At 74.6% G+C, this 18,845-nt stretch carries 14 protein-coding genes; 5 read left to right on the plus strand and 9 right to left on the minus strand.

Annotation, left to right across the window (positions count from 1 at the left end):
* Positions 1-10: 10 nt before the first annotated feature.
* The 4 genes from ACI793_RS05345 to ACI793_RS05360 are packed head-to-tail and all read right to left on the minus strand — an operon-like array spanning position 11 to position 6,628.
* Positions 11-1,762 (minus strand): hypothetical protein, encoded by a 1,752-nt coding sequence (locus ACI793_RS05345; protein ID WP_456605329.1) that lies wholly within the window; start codon positions 1,760-1,762, stop codon positions 11-13.
* Positions 1,759-3,747, minus strand: coding sequence for a murein biosynthesis integral membrane protein MurJ (murJ, locus tag ACI793_RS05350; protein WP_456605330.1), 1,989 nt, complete (start codon positions 3,745-3,747; stop codon positions 1,759-1,761). The genes ACI793_RS05345 and murJ overlap by 4 nt, the downstream gene beginning before the upstream one ends.
* Positions 3,744-6,155, minus strand: a complete 2,412-nt coding sequence (locus tag ACI793_RS05355) for a hypothetical protein (RefSeq protein ID WP_456605331.1) — start codon at positions 6,153-6,155, stop codon at positions 3,744-3,746. The genes murJ and ACI793_RS05355 overlap by 4 nt, the downstream gene beginning before the upstream one ends.
* Positions 6,152-6,628 carry an NUDIX hydrolase gene (locus ACI793_RS05360; protein ID WP_456605332.1) on the minus strand — a complete coding sequence of 159 codons (477 nt, stop codon included), beginning with the start codon at positions 6,626-6,628 and terminating at the stop codon, positions 6,152-6,154. Before ACI793_RS05360 ends, ACI793_RS05355 begins: the two co-directional genes overlap by 4 nt.
* A 117-nt stretch (positions 6,629-6,745) precedes the next feature.
* Here ACI793_RS05360 and ACI793_RS05365 point away from each other — a divergent pair, with 117 nt between their 5' ends.
* Entirely contained in the window at positions 6,746-8,197 is a 1,452-nt protein-coding gene (locus tag ACI793_RS05365) for a CCA tRNA nucleotidyltransferase (RefSeq protein ID WP_456605333.1), read from the plus strand.
* Between the two features lie 6 nt (positions 8,198-8,203).
* Here ACI793_RS05365 and ACI793_RS05370 read toward each other — a convergent pair whose 3' ends face one another.
* Complete coding sequence (locus ACI793_RS05370) at positions 8,204-9,487, minus strand: MFS transporter (RefSeq protein ID WP_456605334.1); 1,284 nt, start codon at positions 9,485-9,487, stop codon at positions 8,204-8,206.
* 63 nt (positions 9,488-9,550) lie between these two features.
* On the opposite strand from ACI793_RS05370, the gene ACI793_RS05375 reads away from it, so the two are divergent.
* Entirely contained in the window at positions 9,551-10,207 is a 657-nt protein-coding gene (locus tag ACI793_RS05375) for a YqgE/AlgH family protein (protein ID WP_456605335.1), read from the plus strand.
* Positions 10,208-10,324: 117 nt separating this feature from the next.
* Here the strand turns inward: ACI793_RS05375 and ACI793_RS05380 are convergent, their stop codons facing one another.
* The 3 genes from ACI793_RS05380 to ACI793_RS05390 all read right to left on the minus strand — a co-directional run bounded on the left by ACI793_RS05380 (position 10,325) and on the right by ACI793_RS05390 (position 12,940).
* The gene (locus tag ACI793_RS05380; protein ID WP_456605336.1) at positions 10,325-11,083 is read right to left on the minus strand and encodes a hypothetical protein; all 759 of its coding nucleotides are present in this window, start codon (positions 11,081-11,083) and stop codon (positions 10,325-10,327) included.
* 97 nt (positions 11,084-11,180) lie between these two features.
* Positions 11,181-12,260 carry an inositol-3-phosphate synthase gene (locus ACI793_RS05385; protein ID WP_456605337.1) on the minus strand — a complete coding sequence of 360 codons (1,080 nt, stop codon included), beginning with the start codon at positions 12,258-12,260 and terminating at the stop codon, positions 11,181-11,183.
* A complete protein-coding gene (locus ACI793_RS05390) occupies positions 12,248-12,940 on the minus strand; it encodes a PadR family transcriptional regulator (protein ID WP_456605338.1) in 693 nt (230 codons plus the stop codon). The genes ACI793_RS05385 and ACI793_RS05390 overlap by 13 nt, the downstream gene beginning before the upstream one ends.
* 310 nt (positions 12,941-13,250) lie before the next feature.
* Here ACI793_RS05390 and ACI793_RS05395 point away from each other — a divergent pair, with 310 nt between their 5' ends.
* The 3 genes from ACI793_RS05395 (at position 13,251) to ACI793_RS05405 (ending at position 17,894) form a co-directional block, all read left to right on the plus strand.
* Positions 13,251-13,664, plus strand: coding sequence for a DUF5318 family protein (locus ACI793_RS05395; RefSeq protein ID WP_456605339.1), 414 nt, complete (start codon positions 13,251-13,253; stop codon positions 13,662-13,664).
* Between the two features lie 573 nt (positions 13,665-14,237).
* A complete protein-coding gene (locus ACI793_RS05400; RefSeq protein ID WP_456605340.1) occupies positions 14,238-16,385 on the plus strand; it encodes a transglycosylase domain-containing protein in 2,148 nt (715 codons plus the stop codon).
* A gap of 21 nt (positions 16,386-16,406) precedes the next feature.
* On the plus strand, positions 16,407-17,894 hold the full coding sequence (locus ACI793_RS05405; RefSeq protein WP_456605341.1) for a glycosyltransferase family 87 protein: 1,488 nt from the start codon (positions 16,407-16,409) through the stop codon (positions 17,892-17,894).
* 70 nt (positions 17,895-17,964) lie between these two features.
* Here ACI793_RS05405 and ACI793_RS05410 read toward each other — a convergent pair whose 3' ends face one another.
* Positions 17,965-18,753, minus strand: a complete 789-nt coding sequence (locus tag ACI793_RS05410; protein ID WP_456605342.1) for a deoxyribonuclease IV — start codon at positions 18,751-18,753, stop codon at positions 17,965-17,967.
* Positions 18,754-18,845 lie beyond the last annotated feature (92 nt).

Raw genomic sequence — 18,845 nt, forward strand, 5'->3', positions numbered from 1 at the left:
CCGGGGAGGATCAGCCGGCCGCCTGGACCGTGACCTCGCCGATCTGGGCGGAGAAGCCGTCGGGGCCGTCCACCAGGCCGGTGATCCAGAGCAGCACGTAGCGGGCCTGGGCCGGCTCGTCGAAGGAGAGCTCGGTGGTCTCCTCCAGCCGGCCGGCGGCGGCGACGTCGAAGCCCTCCAGGGCGCCGGCCGGGGCCTGTGCGGTCCGGACCTCCACGGTCGCGCCGGGCGTCGGGGTGGTCACGGTGATCCCGGCCAGCTCCTCGGCGCTGCCGAGGTCGTACAGCACACCGACACCGGGCTTGAGGTTGCCGAAGGCCGGCGATCCCCGGTAGGTCAGCGTCGACCACGTCGTCGCGGGGTCGCCGTCGTAGGTGAGCGGGACGTCGCCGTCGTTCTCCGGCTCCCCGTCGCCGCCCGGGTCGAAGATCCCGGCGCCGCTGATGGCCACGCCCGGGCCCGCGACGGGTCCACCGTCCTCGCCCCCGTCGGACGAACCGGCCGTCGGCACGCTGATCGACGGCGGCGCGTCCTCGTCGACCGAGCCGGCGACCGACAGCAGGCTGGTGCCCACCCACCACGCCAGCGCGATCACCACGAGCAGCGCGAGCAGGGGCAGGCCGACGACGAGCAGCTTGTGCCGGCGTGCGCCGTCCTCGTCGTCGTCGTAGGCGGTGGAACCGGTCCCCGGGTCGGAGTAGAGGTCGTCGGACAGCGGCGCGACGTCATCGGATGGCTGGTACGGAGCGCCCGCGTAGGCACCGGAGGTGGGGACGACCGACTGGGCGGTGACGGTGTCGCCCCCGAGGACGACCGGCGACACCGCGGTGCCCGGCCCGGCCGGGCGGACCGGGGGAACGGGCGGCAGGGTGCCGGGGTTCAGGCGGACGGGCGCCTCGGACCGCTGCCGGTCCGATCGCTGGCTCTCGTTCCGGTCGGCCCGGGAGCCGCCCGTCGACGGCCGGCTGCGCGGGCGTTCGGCCAGGATGGCCGCCATGGCGGCCACGCTGGACAGGGCCTGACCGGGTTCGGTCGACCGCGCCCGCCGGGCCAGCGCCACGAGGTCCGAGGGACCGCTCAGCGGCCGGGGCTCGCGCTCTCCGGGCCGGAGACCGGTGAGGCAGGCGTCGAGCAGGGCGCCCAGCGCCGCGACGTCGCCGTCGAACGAGCCGGTGGCCGCGGGCACACCGCGCAGGCCCACCAGGCCGTTGGGCCGCAGCACGACGTTCTCGGGGGTGAGTCCCCCGACGGCCAGGCCGACGCGGTGGGCCTCGGCGACGCCGTCGGCGAGACGGCGCAGCACGGTGCGCACCTCGCGCTCGGGCAGCGGGCCCTGGGCCAGCCGGTCGGCGAGCGTCTCGCCGTCGATCCACTCGTTGACGACGTAGGCCGCTCCACCGGGTGACGACTCGTCCCCCGGCGTCCCCACGCTGCCCTCGGAGGCGTCGTAGACCATCGCGAGGGCCGGGGTGGCCAGGCCGCCGGCGGTCAGGGCCCGGGTGATCCAGGCGTGCGCGGCGGGGCCCGCGGGGGTGTGCACGCGGACGGCGACGTCGCGGTTGAGGATCCGGTCCTTGGCCCGCCAGGTCTGGATGACGCCGGTCTCGGTCTGCTCGTCGGGCCCTACCTGGTCCAGTGGCCGGTAGCGCTCCGGGAGGCCGGTGACCGTGGACGTCATCGACACCGTCGACCTCCTGTCCTGCTCGAGCGGCCGGTGCGTCTGCACCGGCGTGGGCACCGCGTCCCGCGGAGGACCGGTCATCCGCGCCGGACGCGCGCTCTGACGGCTGCCAGGGGCTCGCGGATCTCCGGGACGCGGGCGACCACGAGACCTGCGAGAGCCGCGGCGCCGATGACCACGGTACCGAGCAGCACCCGGCCGAGCGACCCTGCCGTGGACGATCCGAGCAGGTCATCGGTCACGATCAGGACAAGCTTGCCGACCAGGCCCGCGGCCACCGCAGCCGCAGCCACCCGGGCCACGTGCACGAGGGCGTCCCCGGTGCGCAGCGCACCCAGCCGCCGGCGCAGCGCCAGGTCGCCGAGCACCCAGCCGGCCACGTAGGTCAGGCTCGTGACGAGCATCAGCCCGGCCACCACGTGCTCCGGCTCGACGAGGGCCGGGACGGCCAGCAGCAGCGGCACGCGGACGGCGACCATGCCCAGCTGGATCACCGTGGGCGTGCGGGCGTCCTTCATGGCGTAGAACACCCGGAGCTGCAGCAGGGTCACCGCCATGGGCAGCAGGCCGAAGGCGCCGATGGCCAGCGCCGTGCCGATCGCCTCCGCCTCCTCCACCGAGGTGTTGCCGCGGGCGAAGGCGACGATGCCCAGCGACGGGCCGAGGACGGTCAGCGCGGCAGCCACCGGCAGCAGGCCCACCGCGGAGAGGCGGGTTCCCAGGGACAGGTCGGAGACCACCCCCGGCACGTCGCGCCGCGCGGCGGCCCGGCTCATCCGCGGCACGAGGGCGGTCAGCAGGGCGACCCCGATGACCCCGTAGGGCATCTGGAACAGCAGGCTGGCGTTGGCGAGACCGAAGGAGCCGATGGCGTCCGGCTGGCGGCCGGCTTCGTTGGCCACCCGGGTGGCCACGATGACGCCGATCTGGCTGATCGCGACGTACCCGATGACCCACAGGCCCAACGTCCCCGCCTCGCGCAGGCCGGTGTTCCTGAGCCCCCAGCGGGGGCGGAGCGGCACGCCGACCTTGCGCAGCAGGGGCAGCAGCACGAGGGCCTGCACGGCGATCCCGAGCGTGGTCCCGATCCCGAGCAGCCACACCTGGAAGGGCGTGATGGTGACCGGGGAGAGGTCACCCGGGCCGCTCGCGGCGAGGAAGAGCAGGCCGGTCGCGATCACGACCACGTTGTTGAGGACGGGCGCCCAGGCGGGTGGCCCGAAGACGCCGCGCGAGTTGAGGATCGCCTGGGCCAGGGCACCGATGCCGTAGAACACGATCTCGATCAGCAGGATGCGGGCCAGCCAGTTCGCCAGCTGCACCTGTTCGGGGTCGTCCTGGATGCCGTAGAGGCGGGTCAGCAGCGGGGCGGCCAGGACGGCGAGCACGGTGACGACCGCGAGCCCGGCGATGGCGATCGTGCTCAGCCGCTGCGCGTAGGCGGTGCCGCCGTCCCGGTCGCGTTCCTGCGCGTGCACCAGCAGGGGGACGACGACGGAGGCGAGCACCCCGCCGAGCAGCAGCTCGTAGACGATGTTGGGCAGCGTGTTGGCGGTGTTGTAGGCGTCGCCGACCAGGTTGGCGCCCAGCGCGGCGAGCAGCACCATGCTCCGCAGCAGCCCGGTGATCCGGGACACCAGCGTGGCCACGGCCATGGTGCCCGCGGCGCGCAGGATGCCCCCGCTGGCGCCGGGTGCGCCCTCGCGCTGCTCGACGTCGTCATCGGTGTCGTCGACCGTCCGGGGCACCGGTGGCAGCACCGGCATCGGGAAGACCTGGGTCTCGTCGGCCGCGGGGACCCACCGGTGCCGCAGCGGCGGCAGCGGCGGGAGCGGTCCGGGCGCCGGCGTCCGGCGGGCACGGCCGGGCTGGGAGAGGGGGGCCTCGTGGCCGCGCCGGACCGGCGGCGGCACCGGCGGCAGCGGGGCGCGGCCGTCCTCGGGCGCGGCGAAGGCCGCACCCTCCGGCGGGGTCGCGCGGTAGGGCGGAGGGGGCAGCGGACGGCCCGCCGGGGGGCGCGGCCGGTCCGGGGTCTCGCGCCGCTCGTCGTCGGGGACCGTGCTCACACCGGGCTCCGCGTGGGACCGGGCGTCGGCGAACCGTCCGGGCCGAGCGGGGGGACGCCGGCGTCGGAGCCGGTGGCGCGGGCGCGGCGGCGCAGCAGGAAGTGCACCAGCCGGCGCAGGAACAGCAGGCCCAGCAGGGCGGCCGCGCCGATCGTGATGATCAGTGAGATCGGTCCGTAGGCCGTGCTGCGCACCTGCAACTCCACCCGCTCGCCCAGGGTGCCGCCCCCCGGCGTGGTGAGGGCGGCCGTGACCGCGACGCCGCCGGACTGGCGCATCGAGGTGGGTACCTGCAGCACCGTGCGGGAACCGGGTGCCAGCACCTGGATGCCGACGTCGCCGACCGAGATCGCGCGGTTGCCGCGGGAGCGCACCTGGGGGAGCACCCGCACCGCGAAGGGCAGGTCGTTGAGCACGGTCAGCACGAGGGGGGCGTCGCTCGAGGCCAGCGTGTAGGTGCCGTCGGCCGGTGCCAGCAGGGTCACGCTGTTCCGCAGCCGTCGCATGGTCGCGGCGAGGTCGTCGGCGGCCTCGCGGAATCCCATCGGGTCGTCGCGCCAGGCCACCGACGTGGCGCGGGACACCGCGGCGTCGAAGGCCTGCAGCGCGAGGGCGGCATCGCCGTCGACGGCCCCGGCGAGGTCGTCGCGCGCGGCCACCACCTCGTCGACGACGGCCAGGCCCGCGGGGTCCAGGCGGACCTGGTCGACCGGCTCGAGCAGCGCGCCGTCCTCGCTGCGCGGACCGGCGGCCAGGGACTCCACCGTGGCGGCACGGAGCCAGGGCAGCGTCGCGGTGTCGGCCATCATCGCGCCGACCCCGTCGGGACCGGCGTCGATCTCCCGGGGCGGGGCGACCAGCACGGTCTGCTCCGAGCCCGGCGGAGCCTGCGCCGTGAGCAGGGCCAGCTCGGCGAGGTACCGCTGCTGGGCCAGCCGGGGCCCGCCGTCGGTGTGCTCGCTGAGGGCCACCACGTCGCTCAGCCGCGCGTCGGCGACGAGCGCGTCCACGGCGCCGTCGGCCGTGGTCAGGGTGACGGGCGCGGCGGCGGTGGGGTCCTGCCGACCGACGGCCGACTCGCCGGTGGTCACCGCGCCGGGGGCGAGCACCACCTCGTCGATCCCGCCCTCGCTGAGCCGCGCCAGGCTGGAGGCGCTCAGCGTCCCACCGGGCGCCCAGGCCAGGTCCGTCCGCGGCTCCACGTCGAGGGCGCCGGCGAGGATGCGGGCACCGGCGCCGTCCTCGGGTGCCGGGAGCTCCGCCGCGGGGACGTCGGACCCGCCCGCAGGCAGGAGCGTCTCCTCGGCCGACGTCCCGGCGGGGGTGCCCGGCGGGTCCTGCGCGGTGCCCGCGGGGGTGCCGGGGAGGCTCCGGGCGACGACGTCGCCGAGGTCGGCGGCGTCGAGCGCGTCGACGTCCACGTCCCCGTAGGGGAGCGCCACCACGGGGTGGACGGCGGCGACGGCGCGCAGCCGCTCCAGGAAGGCCGCGGCCGCCGCGGTGCCCGCGCCCTTCCCGCCGGCCACCTCGTAGTCCCCGGCGGCCATGCGCTGCAGCGCCTCGACCAGCGCCGGGTCGATCGCGAGGGTGACCGGGAGGGCGGGCTCCGTGGCAGCCGCGCCGGGGAGCGTGCTGCGCGGCAACCGCTCGATGACGCCGAGGGCCCGGTCGAGCCGGCCCCCGTCCGACACCGACTCGGCGAGCCCGTCGTCGACGAACCGGCCGGCGGCGTCGCGGTGGGTGCGCTCGGTCAGCGGCCACAGCCACGCGACGGCGGTCGTGGCGGAGGGGAGGAGCGGCTGCTGGACGACGTACGTGGACAGCTCCCCCACCCGGCGGGTGTCGCCGTCGATGCTGCCGTTGACGTTGAGCAGCACCGGGTAGACGCCGTCGCGGTCCAGCCGCAGCTCGACGGAGTCCACCGTGTAGCTGAAGTCCAGCTCACCGCCCGGCTCGATGCGTCCCTCGATCGTCTGGAACGGCGGCACGACGGCGGTCGCCGGGTCCGGGTCGAGGTCCTCGGCGGCGAGCTCGGCCCGGCTGAGCAGCACGTCCCCGCGCTGCAGGCGGATGTTGACGTCCTCGACCGGCGCGGTCCCGGTGTTGGTCAGGGTGCCGGTCACGGTGACCAGCGAGCCCGGTGTCACGGTCCGCGGCTCGAACCGGCTGACCTCGATCTGCACCGGGCGCTCGGGATCGCGGGCGTCGTCCGCCGGGTCGTCCGCCAGGGCGGGCACGGGTGCCGCGGCCGGCGCGGCGGAGGCGGGCGGTGCGAGGACCGCGAGCGTCGCCAGCAGCAGGAGCGTGACGACGGTGCGCAGCAGCGCCCCGGGCCGGGTGCCGCTGCGGACGGAGCCGGAGGCGGCGGCAGGGCGACCACCGGCGCCACCGGCGGCCGACCGGCTCACGCGGTGTCGGCCAGCAGTCCGGGTGCTCGCTCGACGAGGGCACGTTCGTCGGCGTAGGCGAGCCGGCCGCTGAGTTCGTCCAACGGCACCCAGGCCACTTCGGTCACCTCGACGTCGGCGTCGGACAGGGCGCCACCGACGGCACGGAGGAGGAAGTGGTGCACGGTCTTGTGCACGCGACGGCCGTCGGCGACGAACCAGAAGTCGATGATGCCGAGGGGGGCGACCACCTCACCGATGATCCCGGTCTCCTCCTCGACCTCGCGGACGGCGGTGTCCTCGGGCGTCTCGCCGGCCTCGATGTGCCCCTTGGGCAGCGACCACAGCAGGCGTCCACGCCGGTCGGTGCGCCCGATGAGGGCGGCGCGCGGCCCGTGCACGCCGTCGTCGGCGACCACCAGGCCACCGGCGGACGTCTCGTCGACCCGGCGCAAGCGACGGCCGGGGCGCCCTCGTCCGCCGGTCCCAGCCATGCCAGGAGGGTAGCGCGACTGCTCGCACTACCCTGGCTGGTCGTGTCCGCCCAACCCCCGAGTCGTCCGAGCGAGGCCGGTGGACCGCGTCCGCCCGCGGAGCCCGTACCGCCGGCCGTGCAGCAGACCGTGCGGGACCTGGTCGACCTGTCCCCCGTGCTCGCGGAGACCGGGGAGCGCTTCACCGCCGCCGGCTTCCAGATCCACCTCGTGGGCGGCTCGGTGCGGGACGCGCTGCTGGCGTCCGCGTCGGGCGCTGGGCGGGCGGGGAACGGCACGGTCCCCGGCGACCTCGACCTGACCACCGACGCCCGGCCGGAGCAGACGCTCGAGGTGCTGCGCGGCTGGGCCGGTTCCACGTGGAACACCGGGATCGCCTTCGGCACCGTGGGGGCCGACGTCCGCGGCACCCGGCTGGAGATCACCACCTTCCGCGCCGACCGCTACGACCGGGAGTCGCGCAACCCGGAGGTCGCCTGGGGGGATTCCCTCGACGACGACCTGGCCCGCCGGGACTTCACCGTCAACGCGATGGCCGTCTCGCTGGGCCCCGACCGGACGGTGACCGACCCGTTCGGCGGGCTGGGCGATCTGATCCGACGGAGGCTGCGCACCCCCGGGCCGGCCGAGGAGTCCTTCGCCGACGACCCCCTGCGCATGCTCCGGGCCGTCCGCTTCGTGGCCCAGCTGGGGCTCGTGCCCGACGACGACGTGGTCGCCGCCATGACGGCGATGTCCGCCGCGCTCGGCCGGATCACCGCCGAGCGGGTGCAGGCGGAGCTGTCCAAGACGCTGCTGCAGGACGCGCCCCGCCCCGGGATCGAGCTGCTCGTGGCGACCGGCCTGGCCGACGTCGTCCTGCCGGAGCTGTCGGCGCTGCGCATGGAGATCGACGAGCACCACCAGCACAAGGACGTCTACTCCCACTCGCTGACGGTCCTGGACCAGGCGATCGAGCTGGAGAAGGCGGACCCGGACTCCGGGTCGCCGGACCTCGTGCTGCGGCTCGCGGCCCTGCTGCACGACATCGGCAAGCCGGCCACCCGGCGGCACGAGCCGAAGGGCCGGGTCTCCTTCCACCACCACGAGGTGGTGGGCGCCAAGCTGGTGCGCAAGCGGCTGATGGCGCTGAAGTACCCGAAGGACGTCGTCGAGGCGGTCTCCCGGCTCACGTTCCTGCACCTGCGCTTCCACGGCTACGGCCGCGGGGAGTGGACCGACTCGGCCGTGCGCCGGTACGTGACCGACGCCGGGGACCTGCTCCCCCGCCTGCACAAGCTGGTGCGCTCGGACTGCACCACCCGCAACCGGAGACGGGCCCAGGCGCTGGCGGAGACGTACGACTCCCTCGAGGCCCGGATCGCCGAGCTGTCGGCGGCCGAGGACCTCGCGAGGGTGCGGCCGGACCTGGACGGCAACGCGATCATGGAGCTGCTCGGGCTGCCGCCCGGCCCCGAGGTGGGCCGGGCCTGGCGCTTCCTCAAGGAGCTGCGGCTCGAGCGCGGGCCCCTCGATCGCGACGAGGCCGAGGAGGCCCTGCGCGCGTGGTGGGCGGCGCAGCAGCGCTGACCCGGGTCAGGCCGGGACGGGGACCGGGCGCCGGCGGATGCCGAGGTAGGCCGCGACGGCCAGCAGGTAGCCGGCGCCCACGACCAGGAGAACCGGCACCGACCGGCCCGACGGCGGCAGCACGAGGGCCGCGGCCAGGACGGCGGCGACGAAGGCGACGTTGAAGAGGGTGTCGTAGACCGAGAAGACCCGGCCCCGGAAGTCGTCGTCGATGCTTCCCTGCAGGGTGGCGTCCACGCAGATCTTCACGCCCTGACCGACCAGCCCGAGCACCAGCCCGCCGGCGATCACCGTGGGTGGCTGGAACGGCGCCCCGAGCAGCGGCTGGGCCACGGCGCCGACGAGCAGCAGCCCGACCGTCCAGCGGACCCGGCCGAACCGGCGCACGGCGGCGGGGGTGAGCACCGCCGCGAGCAGCGAACCGGCCGCGATGGCCGCGACCAGCTGGCCCAGGCCGGCCAGGCCGCCCGGGAAGAGGCCCGAGGCGTCCTCCAGCGGCCCCCGGTAGAGCAGCAGGGTCATGAGGGTCAGCAGGCCGAAGCAGATGCGGTGCAGGCCGATGGCGGCCAGCGAGGCCGCCGCGGCCGGCCGTGCCCAGGCGTGCCGTGCCCCGGCGACCATGCCCGCCGCGACGGTCCGGACCGGCGGGGCGCCGTCCCGGGCGACGGCGTCGGGCCCCAGGTGACCGCGGGTGAAGCCGGAGACCACCGCGGCGGCGGCGAGGTAGGGGGCGGCTGCCGCCAGGGCGATCGCCGCGTACCCGGCGTCCCCCGAGCCGGTCAGCTGCAGCAGCAGGAGCGCCGCGCCTCCGCCGGCCACCGCAGCGACGGAGCCCGACGTCGTGGAGAGCGCGTTCGCCGGCACGAGCGCGTCGGTGGTGTGCGGGAGCCCGGCCGACAGCGCCGCCAGCACGAACCGGTTGACCGAGACCACCACCAGCCCGGCGGCGTAGAACGGCACGCCGTCGACGCCGCCCAGCACCACCGCGGCCACGACCGCCACCAGCCCGGCGCGCACGAGGTTGGCCCGCAGCAGCACCGACCGCCGGCTCCAGCGGTCCAGCCACACCCCGGCGAACGGACCGACCAGCGACCAGGGCAGCAGCAGGACCGCGAAGCCGACGGCGACGTCGAGCGGATCCGCAGCGCGCTGGGGGTTGAACAGCACGGTGCCGGCGAGCGCGGCCTGGAAGACGCCGTCCCCGAACTGGGACAGCAGGCGGGTGGCGAACAGCCGCCGGAAGTCCGGCCGGACGAGCAGCGACCGCACCGTGGCCCCCGCGTCCCGCACCGGGTCAGCCTAGGAGGCCGGGGGACGAGGCCGACGGCGCCGCGGTGCGGCACACTGGGTCCGGTGACCCCGGTGCCCGATCCCGAGTCCGGCCCGCCCGCGCGACCCGCGACAGGTCGCCGCCGTGCGGCCGTGCCGGCGCTGTCCATCGGCCGGCTCGACGACGTGCGACCCGGCTCCCTGCTGGTGGCCATGCCGGGGCTCACCGATCCCACCTTCGCCGGCGCCGTGGTCTACGTCCTCGACCACTCGGAGACCGGCACGCTGGGCGTCGTCCTGGGCAGCCCCAGCCAGGTGGACATCCGCGACGTGCTGCCCGGCTGGTGCGACCTGGCCGTCGCTCCCGCGGTGTTCCACGTCGGCGGGCCCTGCGAGACCGACACGGCGCTCTGCCTGGCCCGGTGCGTCGGGCCCGCGCCCGAGCCCGGCAGCGGACTGCGGCCCGTCGCCGACGGGATCCACCTGGTGGACCTCGACGTCGCCCCGGACCCACTGGCCGGCCGGGTGCAGGGCCTGCGGGTGTTCGCGGGGTACGCGGGCTGGTCGCCCGGGCAGCTCGCCGGCGAGCTGGCCGAGGGAGCCTGGGCCTGCGTCCCCGGCTCGCCGGAGGACGTCCTGGCCGAGGTCTCCGGACCCGAGCTGTGGCGACGCGTGCTGGACCGTCAGACGGGACGGCTCGCCGTCCTCAGCACCGCCCCTTCTGACCCGTCGGTGAACTGAGTCCCGGTGCCCGAAGGCGCCGTCATCTGGTAGGAAGTACGTGGGAAGGGGCGGTCTGGGGAAGAGGCCGCCCCTTCCCGCATGTCCAGGGCGTGACATCGCCGCCCCGGCGGCGCGTCAGAGCCCCAGCGCCGCGGCGAGCTCGGGATGGTCGGCCACGGGGGCGGTCTGCTCCTCCGCGGGCAGGTCCAGTGACCGGCGGCCGTGGTCGGCCAGCGTCGTCGTCGCCTCCAGGTCGTCGGCGCCGGGACCGGCCGGCAGCGGCGTGGCGAACTGCACCAGCACGTCGTCGGTCGAGGACACGGCCACCGTGCGGCTGCCGGGCAGGCCGAACAGCTCGGTGGGCCGGCCGTCGATCGACCGTCGCCCCTGCCAGCTGTAGCCGTCGTCGAGGAAGGCGGCCGGGTCGTCGGCGTCGTCGGCGCCCAGGCCGAGCACGACGGTCACCAGGACGTCGACCAGCGGCGGCTGCTCCTCGTCCGTGGCGATCGGCCGGCTCAGGTAGATCTCCCCCGTCCCGGCCAGCGCCTCGGCCACGCCGGGCACGTCGCCGAGCCAGAGGTCGTCCCGGGTGAAGAAGACGGTGCGGGCCTCCTCGGTGCCCCCCGTGCTGGTCACCGCCTGCGCCCGGCCGGTGCCGGCCCGGAAGTCGACCTCCCCGGTGAGGGTCAGCACGGCCTGCCGCCCGTAGGGGACGGTGACCACGAAGTCGGCGCCGCCCTGCTCGTGGTTGCGCTGCAGCAGTCCGGCCAGCAGGGCCGCATCGGCCTCGGTGAGGGCGTCCCCGGCATCGCGGCGTGCGCCGTCACCGGCGCAGCCGGCGACCAGGGCCACCAGCAGCCCGAGTGCGGGGAGCGCGAGGGTCGGGGGCCGCATGGGCGTCAGCGTAGGGAGCGCACGGCCCCGAGCCCGGCAGACGCGACGAGGGCCCGCACTCCGGCAGGAGTGCGGGCCCTCGGTCAGGGTTCGTGCGTCAGCGCTCGATGTCGCCGCGGATGAAGGCCTCCACGGCGTCGCGCGCCTGGCTGTCGTCGTACTGCACCGGCGGGGACTTCATGAAGTACGAGGACGCCGAGAGGATCGGGCCACCGACGCCGCGGTCCTTGGCGATCTTCGCGGCGCGGACGGCGTCGATGATGATGCCGGCCGAGTTCGGGGAGTCCCAGACCTCGAGCTTGTACTCCAGGCTCAGCGGGACGTCGCCGAACGCGCGGCCCTCGAGGCGGACGTAGGCCCACTTGCGGTCGCTCAGCCACGGCACGTGGTCCGAGGGGCCGATGTGCACGTTGTCCTTGCCCATGTCCCGGTCGACCTGGCTGGTCACGGCCTGGGTCTTGGAGATCTTCTTGGACTCCAGGCGCTCGCGCTCGAGCATGTTCTTGAAGTCCATGTTGCCGCCGACGTTGAGCTGCATCGTGCGGTCGAGCTGCACGCCGCGGTCCTCGAAGAGCTTGGCGAGCACGCGGTGGGTGATCGTGGCGCCGACCTGGCTCTTGATGTCGTCACCGACGATCGGCACGCCGGCGGCGGTGAACTTGTCCGCCCACTCCTGGGTGCCGGCGATGAAGACCGGGAGGGCGTTGACGAACGCGACGCCGGCGTCGATCGCGGCCTGCGCGTAGAACTCGGCGGCCTGCTGCGAGCCCACGGGCAGGTAGCAGACGAGCACGTCGGCGCCGGACTCCCGCAGGGCCGCGACGACGTCGGCCGGCTGCTCGTCGGACTCCTCGATCGTCTCGCGGTAGTACTTGCCGAGACCGTCGAGGGTGGTGCCGCGCTGGACGGCGACGCCGAGCGGCGGCACGTCGCAGATCTTGATCGTGTTGTTCTCGCTGGCGACGATGGCCTCGGAGAGGTCACGGCCGACCTTCTTGGCGTCCACGTCGAACGCGGCGACGAACTCGATGTCCGAGACGTGGTACTCACCGAAGCGGACGTGCATCAGGCCGGGGACCGACGCCTTCTCGTCCGCATCGCGGTAGTAGTGCACGCCCTGCACGAGCGACGCGGCACAGTTGCCGACGCCGACGATGGCGACCTTCACGGAGCCCATGGCTCTCCTTCCCCTGGACCCTCATCGGGTCCGACGGACGCGGACCGGGTGCGGTCCGCGGATGACGGTGCAGGGGCCGCCGGTGCCGGTGCGGCGCCCGGCTCCTCGCGTCCTGCCGTGCTGCCCGACGCCTCGCGGCGTTCGGAATCGATCAGCTCCGAGAGCCAGCGGACCTCGCGGTCCACCGACTCCAGGCCGTGTCGTTGCAGTTCGAGGGTGTAGCGGTCGAGCCGCTCGCGGGTCCGCGACAGTGAGGACCGCAACCCTTCGCGCTGCCGCTCGACGGTGCGACGGCGGCCCTCGAGGATCCGCAGTCGCACGTCGGAGGCCGTGTGCCCGAAGAAGGCGAGGCGGACGCCGAAGAGCCCGCCGTCGTCGTACGCCTCCGGCCCGGTCTGGCTGACCAGGTCGTGGAAGCGTTCCTTGCCCTCCGCGGTGATCGTGTAGACCACCTTCCCGCGCCGGCCGGTGAGCGGGGGCGCGTCCGCCGGCAGCAGGGCGTGCGGGTCGGGTTCATCGCTGCTGATGAGCCCGGCCGCGCGCATCCGCTTGAGCGCGGGGTACAGCGAGCCGTAGGAGATGCTGCGCAGCCCGCCGAGCACCTGCGCGAGCTGCTTGCGCAGCTCGTACCCGTGCATCGGGGCCTGCTGCAGCAGACCGAGGATGGCGAACTCGAGCACCACGCCTCCTCGGGTCCCACAGTCGATGTATCGAGACGATACAACGATAGATGACATCTGCGACCCTCCGGGTCGCACCGCGGCCACGTGCCGTTCCCCGGCTGCTCGGAGCTCGGAGCTCGCCCCGACGCTCGTCGCCGAGGCCTCCGGCCCCGACTCCTCGCGCCGCCTCGCGGGGCGGTTCCTGTCCCGCGGTCCTCGGCTCCCGTCCCGGGCGCGCTTCGGGGACCCTCCGGGCCCCGCTCGGCGCGCCGGTGTGGCGCTCGTCGCGAAACCCCCGCGCACAGGCCCGGGACGTACATTGGCCGCCGTGCCCGGACGTCGAGCCGTCGTGGACTACTCGCTGCAGCGGCGAGCGGTCCTGGCGGAGGTGTACGCCGGGCGCACCGGGTTGTTCGAGGTCTGCGACGCCAGTCCCTACCTCTCCCGGGCAGCGAAGTACCACGGTGAACCGACCGAGACCTCCTGCCCGGTGTGCCGCAGGGAGCGCCTCACCCGCGTGAACTACGTGTACGGCGACCACCTCGGTCCCGTGGCCGGCCAGGCCAAGACCCCGGTCGAGCTGGCCCGGATGGACGCCGCCCAGGAGGAGTTCACCGTGTACGCCGTCGAGGTCTGCCGTGGGTGCGGCTGGAACCACCTCGAGTGCTCGTACGTCCTCGGTACCGAGCCCGTGCCCGGGCGGCAGCCCCGCCGGGGGCGGCGCCGGACCGCCAGGGACTAGCGACCGCCGCGGGACGGTTACGCCGTCACGGCGGGCCCCTCCGTCACAGCAGCCCCTACCGGGCGCCGCCGGACGGGGTCCTCCCCCGCATCCACAGCTGAAGACGCAAGGCTGCGACCGGGCATCCCCGTCGCCCACCACCAGTCAGGAAAGGGGAACTCCCGCGTGCCTCCCCACGACGAGACCTCGCCCGTCGGCCCGCGCGCCGGTTCGGTGCGCCGTCCGGCACCCACCCGCACCCGGAGCACCGGGGGCGGCGGTGGCGCTGCGCGTGGCGGCTCCGGCGCTCGCCGACCGGCGGTCCCGCCGCCCGGCCGCGGTCGCGCGACGACCGGCCGCGGTGCCGGTGGCAGCGCAGGCCGTCCCCCCGCTTCCGGCGGCCGTCCCCCCGGCTCCGGTGGCCGTCCCCCGGGCTCCGGCGGTCCCCCCGGGTCCGGTCGTCCGCCCGGCTCGGGCGGACGACCGCCTGGCGGCGGACGGCCGTCCGGGGGCAAGGGCCGCCCGGCCCGCACGAAGAAGCAGCGCCGCAGGCGCCGGCTCAAGATCGGCTTCGGCATCATCGGCGGGCTGTTCGTGCTGCTCGGCGTCTTCATCGGCGTGGTCTACGCGAGCACGGAGGTGCCCAGCCCCGACTCGATCACCAGCGCCCAGACGACGGTCGTCTACTACTCCGACGGCACCACCGAGATGGCCCGGCTGGGCGACGAGAACCGCACGAACGTCCCGCTGGACCAGGTGAGCGAGGCGGCCCAGCGGGCCGTGCTGGCCGCGGAGAACCGCGACTTCTACACCGACCCGGGCATCTCGGCGACGGGCATCGTGCGTGCGGCCTGGAACAACGTCACCGGTGGCTCGACGCAGGGCGGCTCGACGATCACCCAGCAGTACGTGAAGAACGCGATCCTGGAGAACTCCGAGCAGACGTTCAGCCGCAAGTTCCAGGAGCTCTTCCTGGCCATCAAGCTGGACAACAACTACTCGAAGGAGCAGATCCTCGAGAACTACCTCAACACCATCTACTACGGGCGCGGCGCCTACGGCATCGAGTCGGCCGCGAAGACGTACTTCGGCGTGCCGGCCGCCGAGCTCACCGCCCAGCAGGCGGCGGTGCTCGCGGTCCTGATCCGCAGCCCCAGCGCCTACGACCCGGAGAGCAACCGCGAGGGCTCGGAGGACCGCTGGGGACTGGTGCTCGACGCGATGGTCGAGGAGGGCTGGCTGTCGGCCGAGGAGCGCGCCCTGTCGGTGTACCCCCAGGTGCTGCCGAAGGTCGCCCCCTCGATGGGCATCCCGTCGGACTCGCAGGGCCACATCGTGGACCGGGCGCTGGACGAGCTGCGCGCCAAGCGCTACAGCGAGGACCAGATCTACGGCGGCGGTCTCAAGATCATCACCACGGTGGACAAGCGCTACCAGGACGCGGCCGTGACCGCGGTCAACGACGTCATGACCGGCGAGCCGGAGGAGCTCCGCGAGGCGCTCGTCGCCGTCGACCCGAGGACCGGCGCGGTGCGTGCCTACTACGGGGGGCAGGACGGACTCGGGTTCGACTACGCGCAGGGCAAGCGCCAGCCGGGGTCGTCGATGAAGCCCTACGCGCTGGCGACCGCGCTGAAGGACGGCATCAGCGTCACGGCGCGGCGGGACGGCAGCAACAACCAGAAGTTCGACGACCGCGAGGCCCCGGTGGTGAACTCCGGCGGCGTCTCCTGCGGCGCCTGCACCCTCCGCGAGGCCATGACCCGCTCCCTGAACACCACGTTCTACGGCCTGGCCGTCGAGGTGGGGCCGGCCGAGGTGCGCCAGACGGCGCTGGCGGCCACCGGCCTGCCCGAGGCATGGCAGGACGACAGCACCACGACGCTGGCCAACGCCACCGGCGTCACCGGTGGTGCGATCGGCATCGGTGAGTACGAGATGCGCCCGATCGACCAGGCGGTCGGTTTCGCCACCTTCGCCTCGGGCGGCATCCACCGGGACCCCTACTTCCTCGCCCGGGTGACCGACAGCGAGGGTGCGGTCCTGCTGGAGAACGCCGGGGACCCCGGTCAGCAGGTCATCGAGCCCCGCGTCGCCAACGATGTCAGCTACGCGCTCACCGACGTCGCCCGGAGCTCGAACCTGGCGCTGGCCGGTGGTCGCGAGGTGGCCAGCAAGACCGGCACGCAGGGCCTGAACCGGCAGGACAACTCCGACGCCTGGATGGTCGGCTACACCCCGTCGCTGTCGGCGGCGGTGTGGATCGGCACCGACGGGCGCGATCCCATCCGCAACTCGGGTGGCTCGATCATCTACGGCTCCGGACTGCCCGGTGACATCTGGCAGCAGTTCATGAACACCGTCCTCGAGGGCACGCCCGAGGAGGACCTGCCCGATGCCCCGCTGATCAAGGGGGACACCGGCGAGGGCGTGCCCGCGCCGACGCCGAAGCCGACCCCGAAGCCGTCGCAGGCGCCGCAGACCACGACCTCGGCGCCGCGGACCTCGACACCGGCGCGGCCGAGCACGACCGCCCCGACGGAGGAGCCGGCCGACACCGTCGAGGAGGAGACCGGCACCGGAGGCACCGACGGCACCGGCGGAACCGGTGGCACCGGCGGGGGCACGGGGGGAGGCACCGGCACCGGTGGCGGAACGAGCGGTGGCACCGGCGGCACCGGCGGCGGGACGGCCGGCGGGGCGCCCGCCCCGGCCGAGCCGGCGGTGCCGGGCGCCGGCTGACCGTTCCTCCACACTGACCGGGTGACCAGCACACCGTCGGGCCCGTCCGCATCCGCGGGCGGGCCCGCGGTGTCTCCCGACCGCGTCGTGCCGAGCTGGACCGATCCGGTCGCCGCTCAGGCCAGCGAGGCGGTGGGCGGCCCCTGGGGCCGGCACGCGGTGACCGGCCGGGCCCTGTTCTGGACCCCGCTGCGGATCTGCCTGCTGTTCGTCGTCCTGGCCCTCGCCCTGGCCTGGATCAAGCAGGCGCCGTGCGCCGGCGGCGACTGGAGCGGCTCCCGCCAGTACACCCACCTCTGCTACTCCGACGCCGTTCCGCTGTTCGGCTCCTACGGCCTGGGGTCCGGAGCGCAGCCCTACCTGGACGCGAAGGTCGAGTACCCCGTCCTCACCGGCGGACTGATGGCGCTGGCCGCCGCAGGGAGCCGGGGGTACGACAGCGCCGCCGCAGCGGTCGGGCTGCTCCCCGACGTGCCGCCCGTCGAGAGCTACTACGTGCTCACCTGTCTGCTGCTGTCCGCGCTGGCGCTGCTGCTGGTCCGCGCGGTGCTGGGCCTGGCCGGCCGGAGGCCGTGGGACGCCGCGATGATCGGCCTGTCGCCGCTGCTGGTGGTCCACGCGTTCACGAACTGGGACCTGCTGGCGGCCACGCTCTCGGCGTTCGCCATGCTCGCCTGGGCCCGCTCCCGGCCCGTGCTCGCGGGCGTCCTCCTCGGGCTGGGGATCGCCGCGAAGCTCTACCCCCTGCTGCTGCTCGGCACGCTGTTCCTCCTCTGCCTGCGGGCCGGCCGGCTGGCGGTCTGGTGGCGGACCGCGCTCGCCGCCCTGGTCGCCTGGGCCGCGGTCAACGTGCCGGTCGCCCTGGCGGCGCCGGAGAACTGGTCGTGGTTCTTCGTGTTCAGCCGTGAGCGCGGGGCCAACCCCGAGTCGATCTGGAACATGGCGATCTCCGCTGCCGGCGGCGAGCTGTTCGACGGACCGCTCGCCGAAGGGCAGACGCCGTCGGTGCTCAACGCCTGGGCGATGGCGTCACTCGTGGTGTTCGGCCTCGGGGTGGCCTGGCTGACCCTGGCGGCGCCGCTGCGACCGCGGGTGCCGCAGATCGCCTTCCTGCTGGTCGCGGGGTTCCTGCTGCTGAACAAGGTGTGGAGCCCGCAGTTCTCGCTGTGGTTGCTCCCGCTCGTCGTCCTCGCGCGGCCCAGGTGGCGGTCCCTGCTGCTGTGGCAGGCGACGGAGGTGCTGGTCTGGGTGGCGACGATGCTGCACTACCTGGGCGTCGACAACCGGGGCATCGAGGTCGAGTGGTTCTTCCTCGCCGTGGGCATCCGCGACGTCGCCGTCGTCGTCCTCATGGCCCTGGTGGTGCGGGACGTGCTGCAGCCGGACCGGGACGTCGTCCGGACCAGCTGGCCGGGAGTCGACGACCCCGCGGGCGGAGTGCTCGACCGTGCCCCGGACGCCCTCCGTGCGTCACCGCGGCCACGACCCGTCCGGGATCAGGTTCCCTGATCGTGGCGCGTCCTCCCCCACCGCCCACCGTGAGGGAGGACGCCGTACCGCGAGGGAGGACGGCGGGCGGTCAGCCCAGCGCGCTGCGCACGAGGGCGATCTCCTCGGCGTGGCTCGCGGCGTCGCCCGGGGTCTCCAGGACGACCGGGCAGTCGGCGGCGCGGGCCACCTCCAGGAGCAGCTCGGTCGGGATCTCCCCGCCGGCCAGCGGTGCGTGCCGGTCGCGGCTGGAGCCGTGCGGGTCCCGGCTGTTGTTGAGGTGCACGAGGTCCAGCCGCCCGGTGATGGCCCGCACGTCGTCCACCGCGGTGGCGAGGTCCCAGCCCGCGGCCCAGGCGTGGCAGGTGTCGAGCACGAAGCCGGCGCCGAACTCGCCGATCGCCTCCCACAGCCGGGCGATCGCCTCGAGCTCGCGGGCCATGGCGTTCCCGCCGCCGGCGGTGTTCTCGATGAACAGCGGGCAGGCGAAGCCCCCGTCCTTCGCCTGGTAGGCGAAGGTCTTGCGCCAGTTGTCCACGCCGGCGGCGGGGTCGTCCGTGGCCAGCACGTGCCCGCCGTGCACGACCAGGCCGGTCGCGCCGATCGCCGCGGCCGCCGCGGCGTGCTGGGCCAGCAGCTTCCGGCCCGGGACGCGGATGCGGTTGTTCGTCGACGCCACGTTGAGCATGTACGGCGCGTGGACGACGACGGCGACGTCGGAAGCCCGGAGGTCGGCCTCGTCGGGCCGCGGCTTCGGCGCCTTGTAGCTCTGCGGGTCGGTCAGGAAGATCTGCACGCCGTCGGCGTCCATCTCGGCGGCCGCCGCGAGCGGTCCCTCGTCCGCGGAGCCCACGTGTACGCCGATCGGGTGGTTGGCCACGCCGTCGAACCCTAGTTCTTCCCTGTTCGCAGGTTTAGCCGTAACCCCGATCACACATCATCGTTGCTGCAGCGTGACGGGGGTTACCCAGC

The sequence above is a fragment of the Blastococcus sp. SYSU DS0617 genome (assembly GCF_054051075.1).

Excerpts from the sequence above, each read along its gene's own strand:
- ACI793_RS05360 (WP_456605332.1), bottom strand. The coding sequence starts at position 6,628 with ATGGCTGGGACCGGCGGACGAGGGCGCCCCGGCCGTCGCTTGCGCCGG.
- ACI793_RS05345 (WP_456605329.1), bottom strand. The coding sequence starts at position 1,762 with ATGACCGGTCCTCCGCGGGACGCGGTGCCCACGCCGGTGCAGACGCAC.
- ACI793_RS05380 (WP_456605336.1), bottom strand. The coding sequence starts at position 11,083 with ATGCGGCCCCCGACCCTCGCGCTCCCCGCACTCGGGCTGCTGGTGGCC.
- ACI793_RS05385 (WP_456605337.1), bottom strand. The coding sequence starts at position 12,260 with ATGGGCTCCGTGAAGGTCGCCATCGTCGGCGTCGGCAACTGTGCCGCG.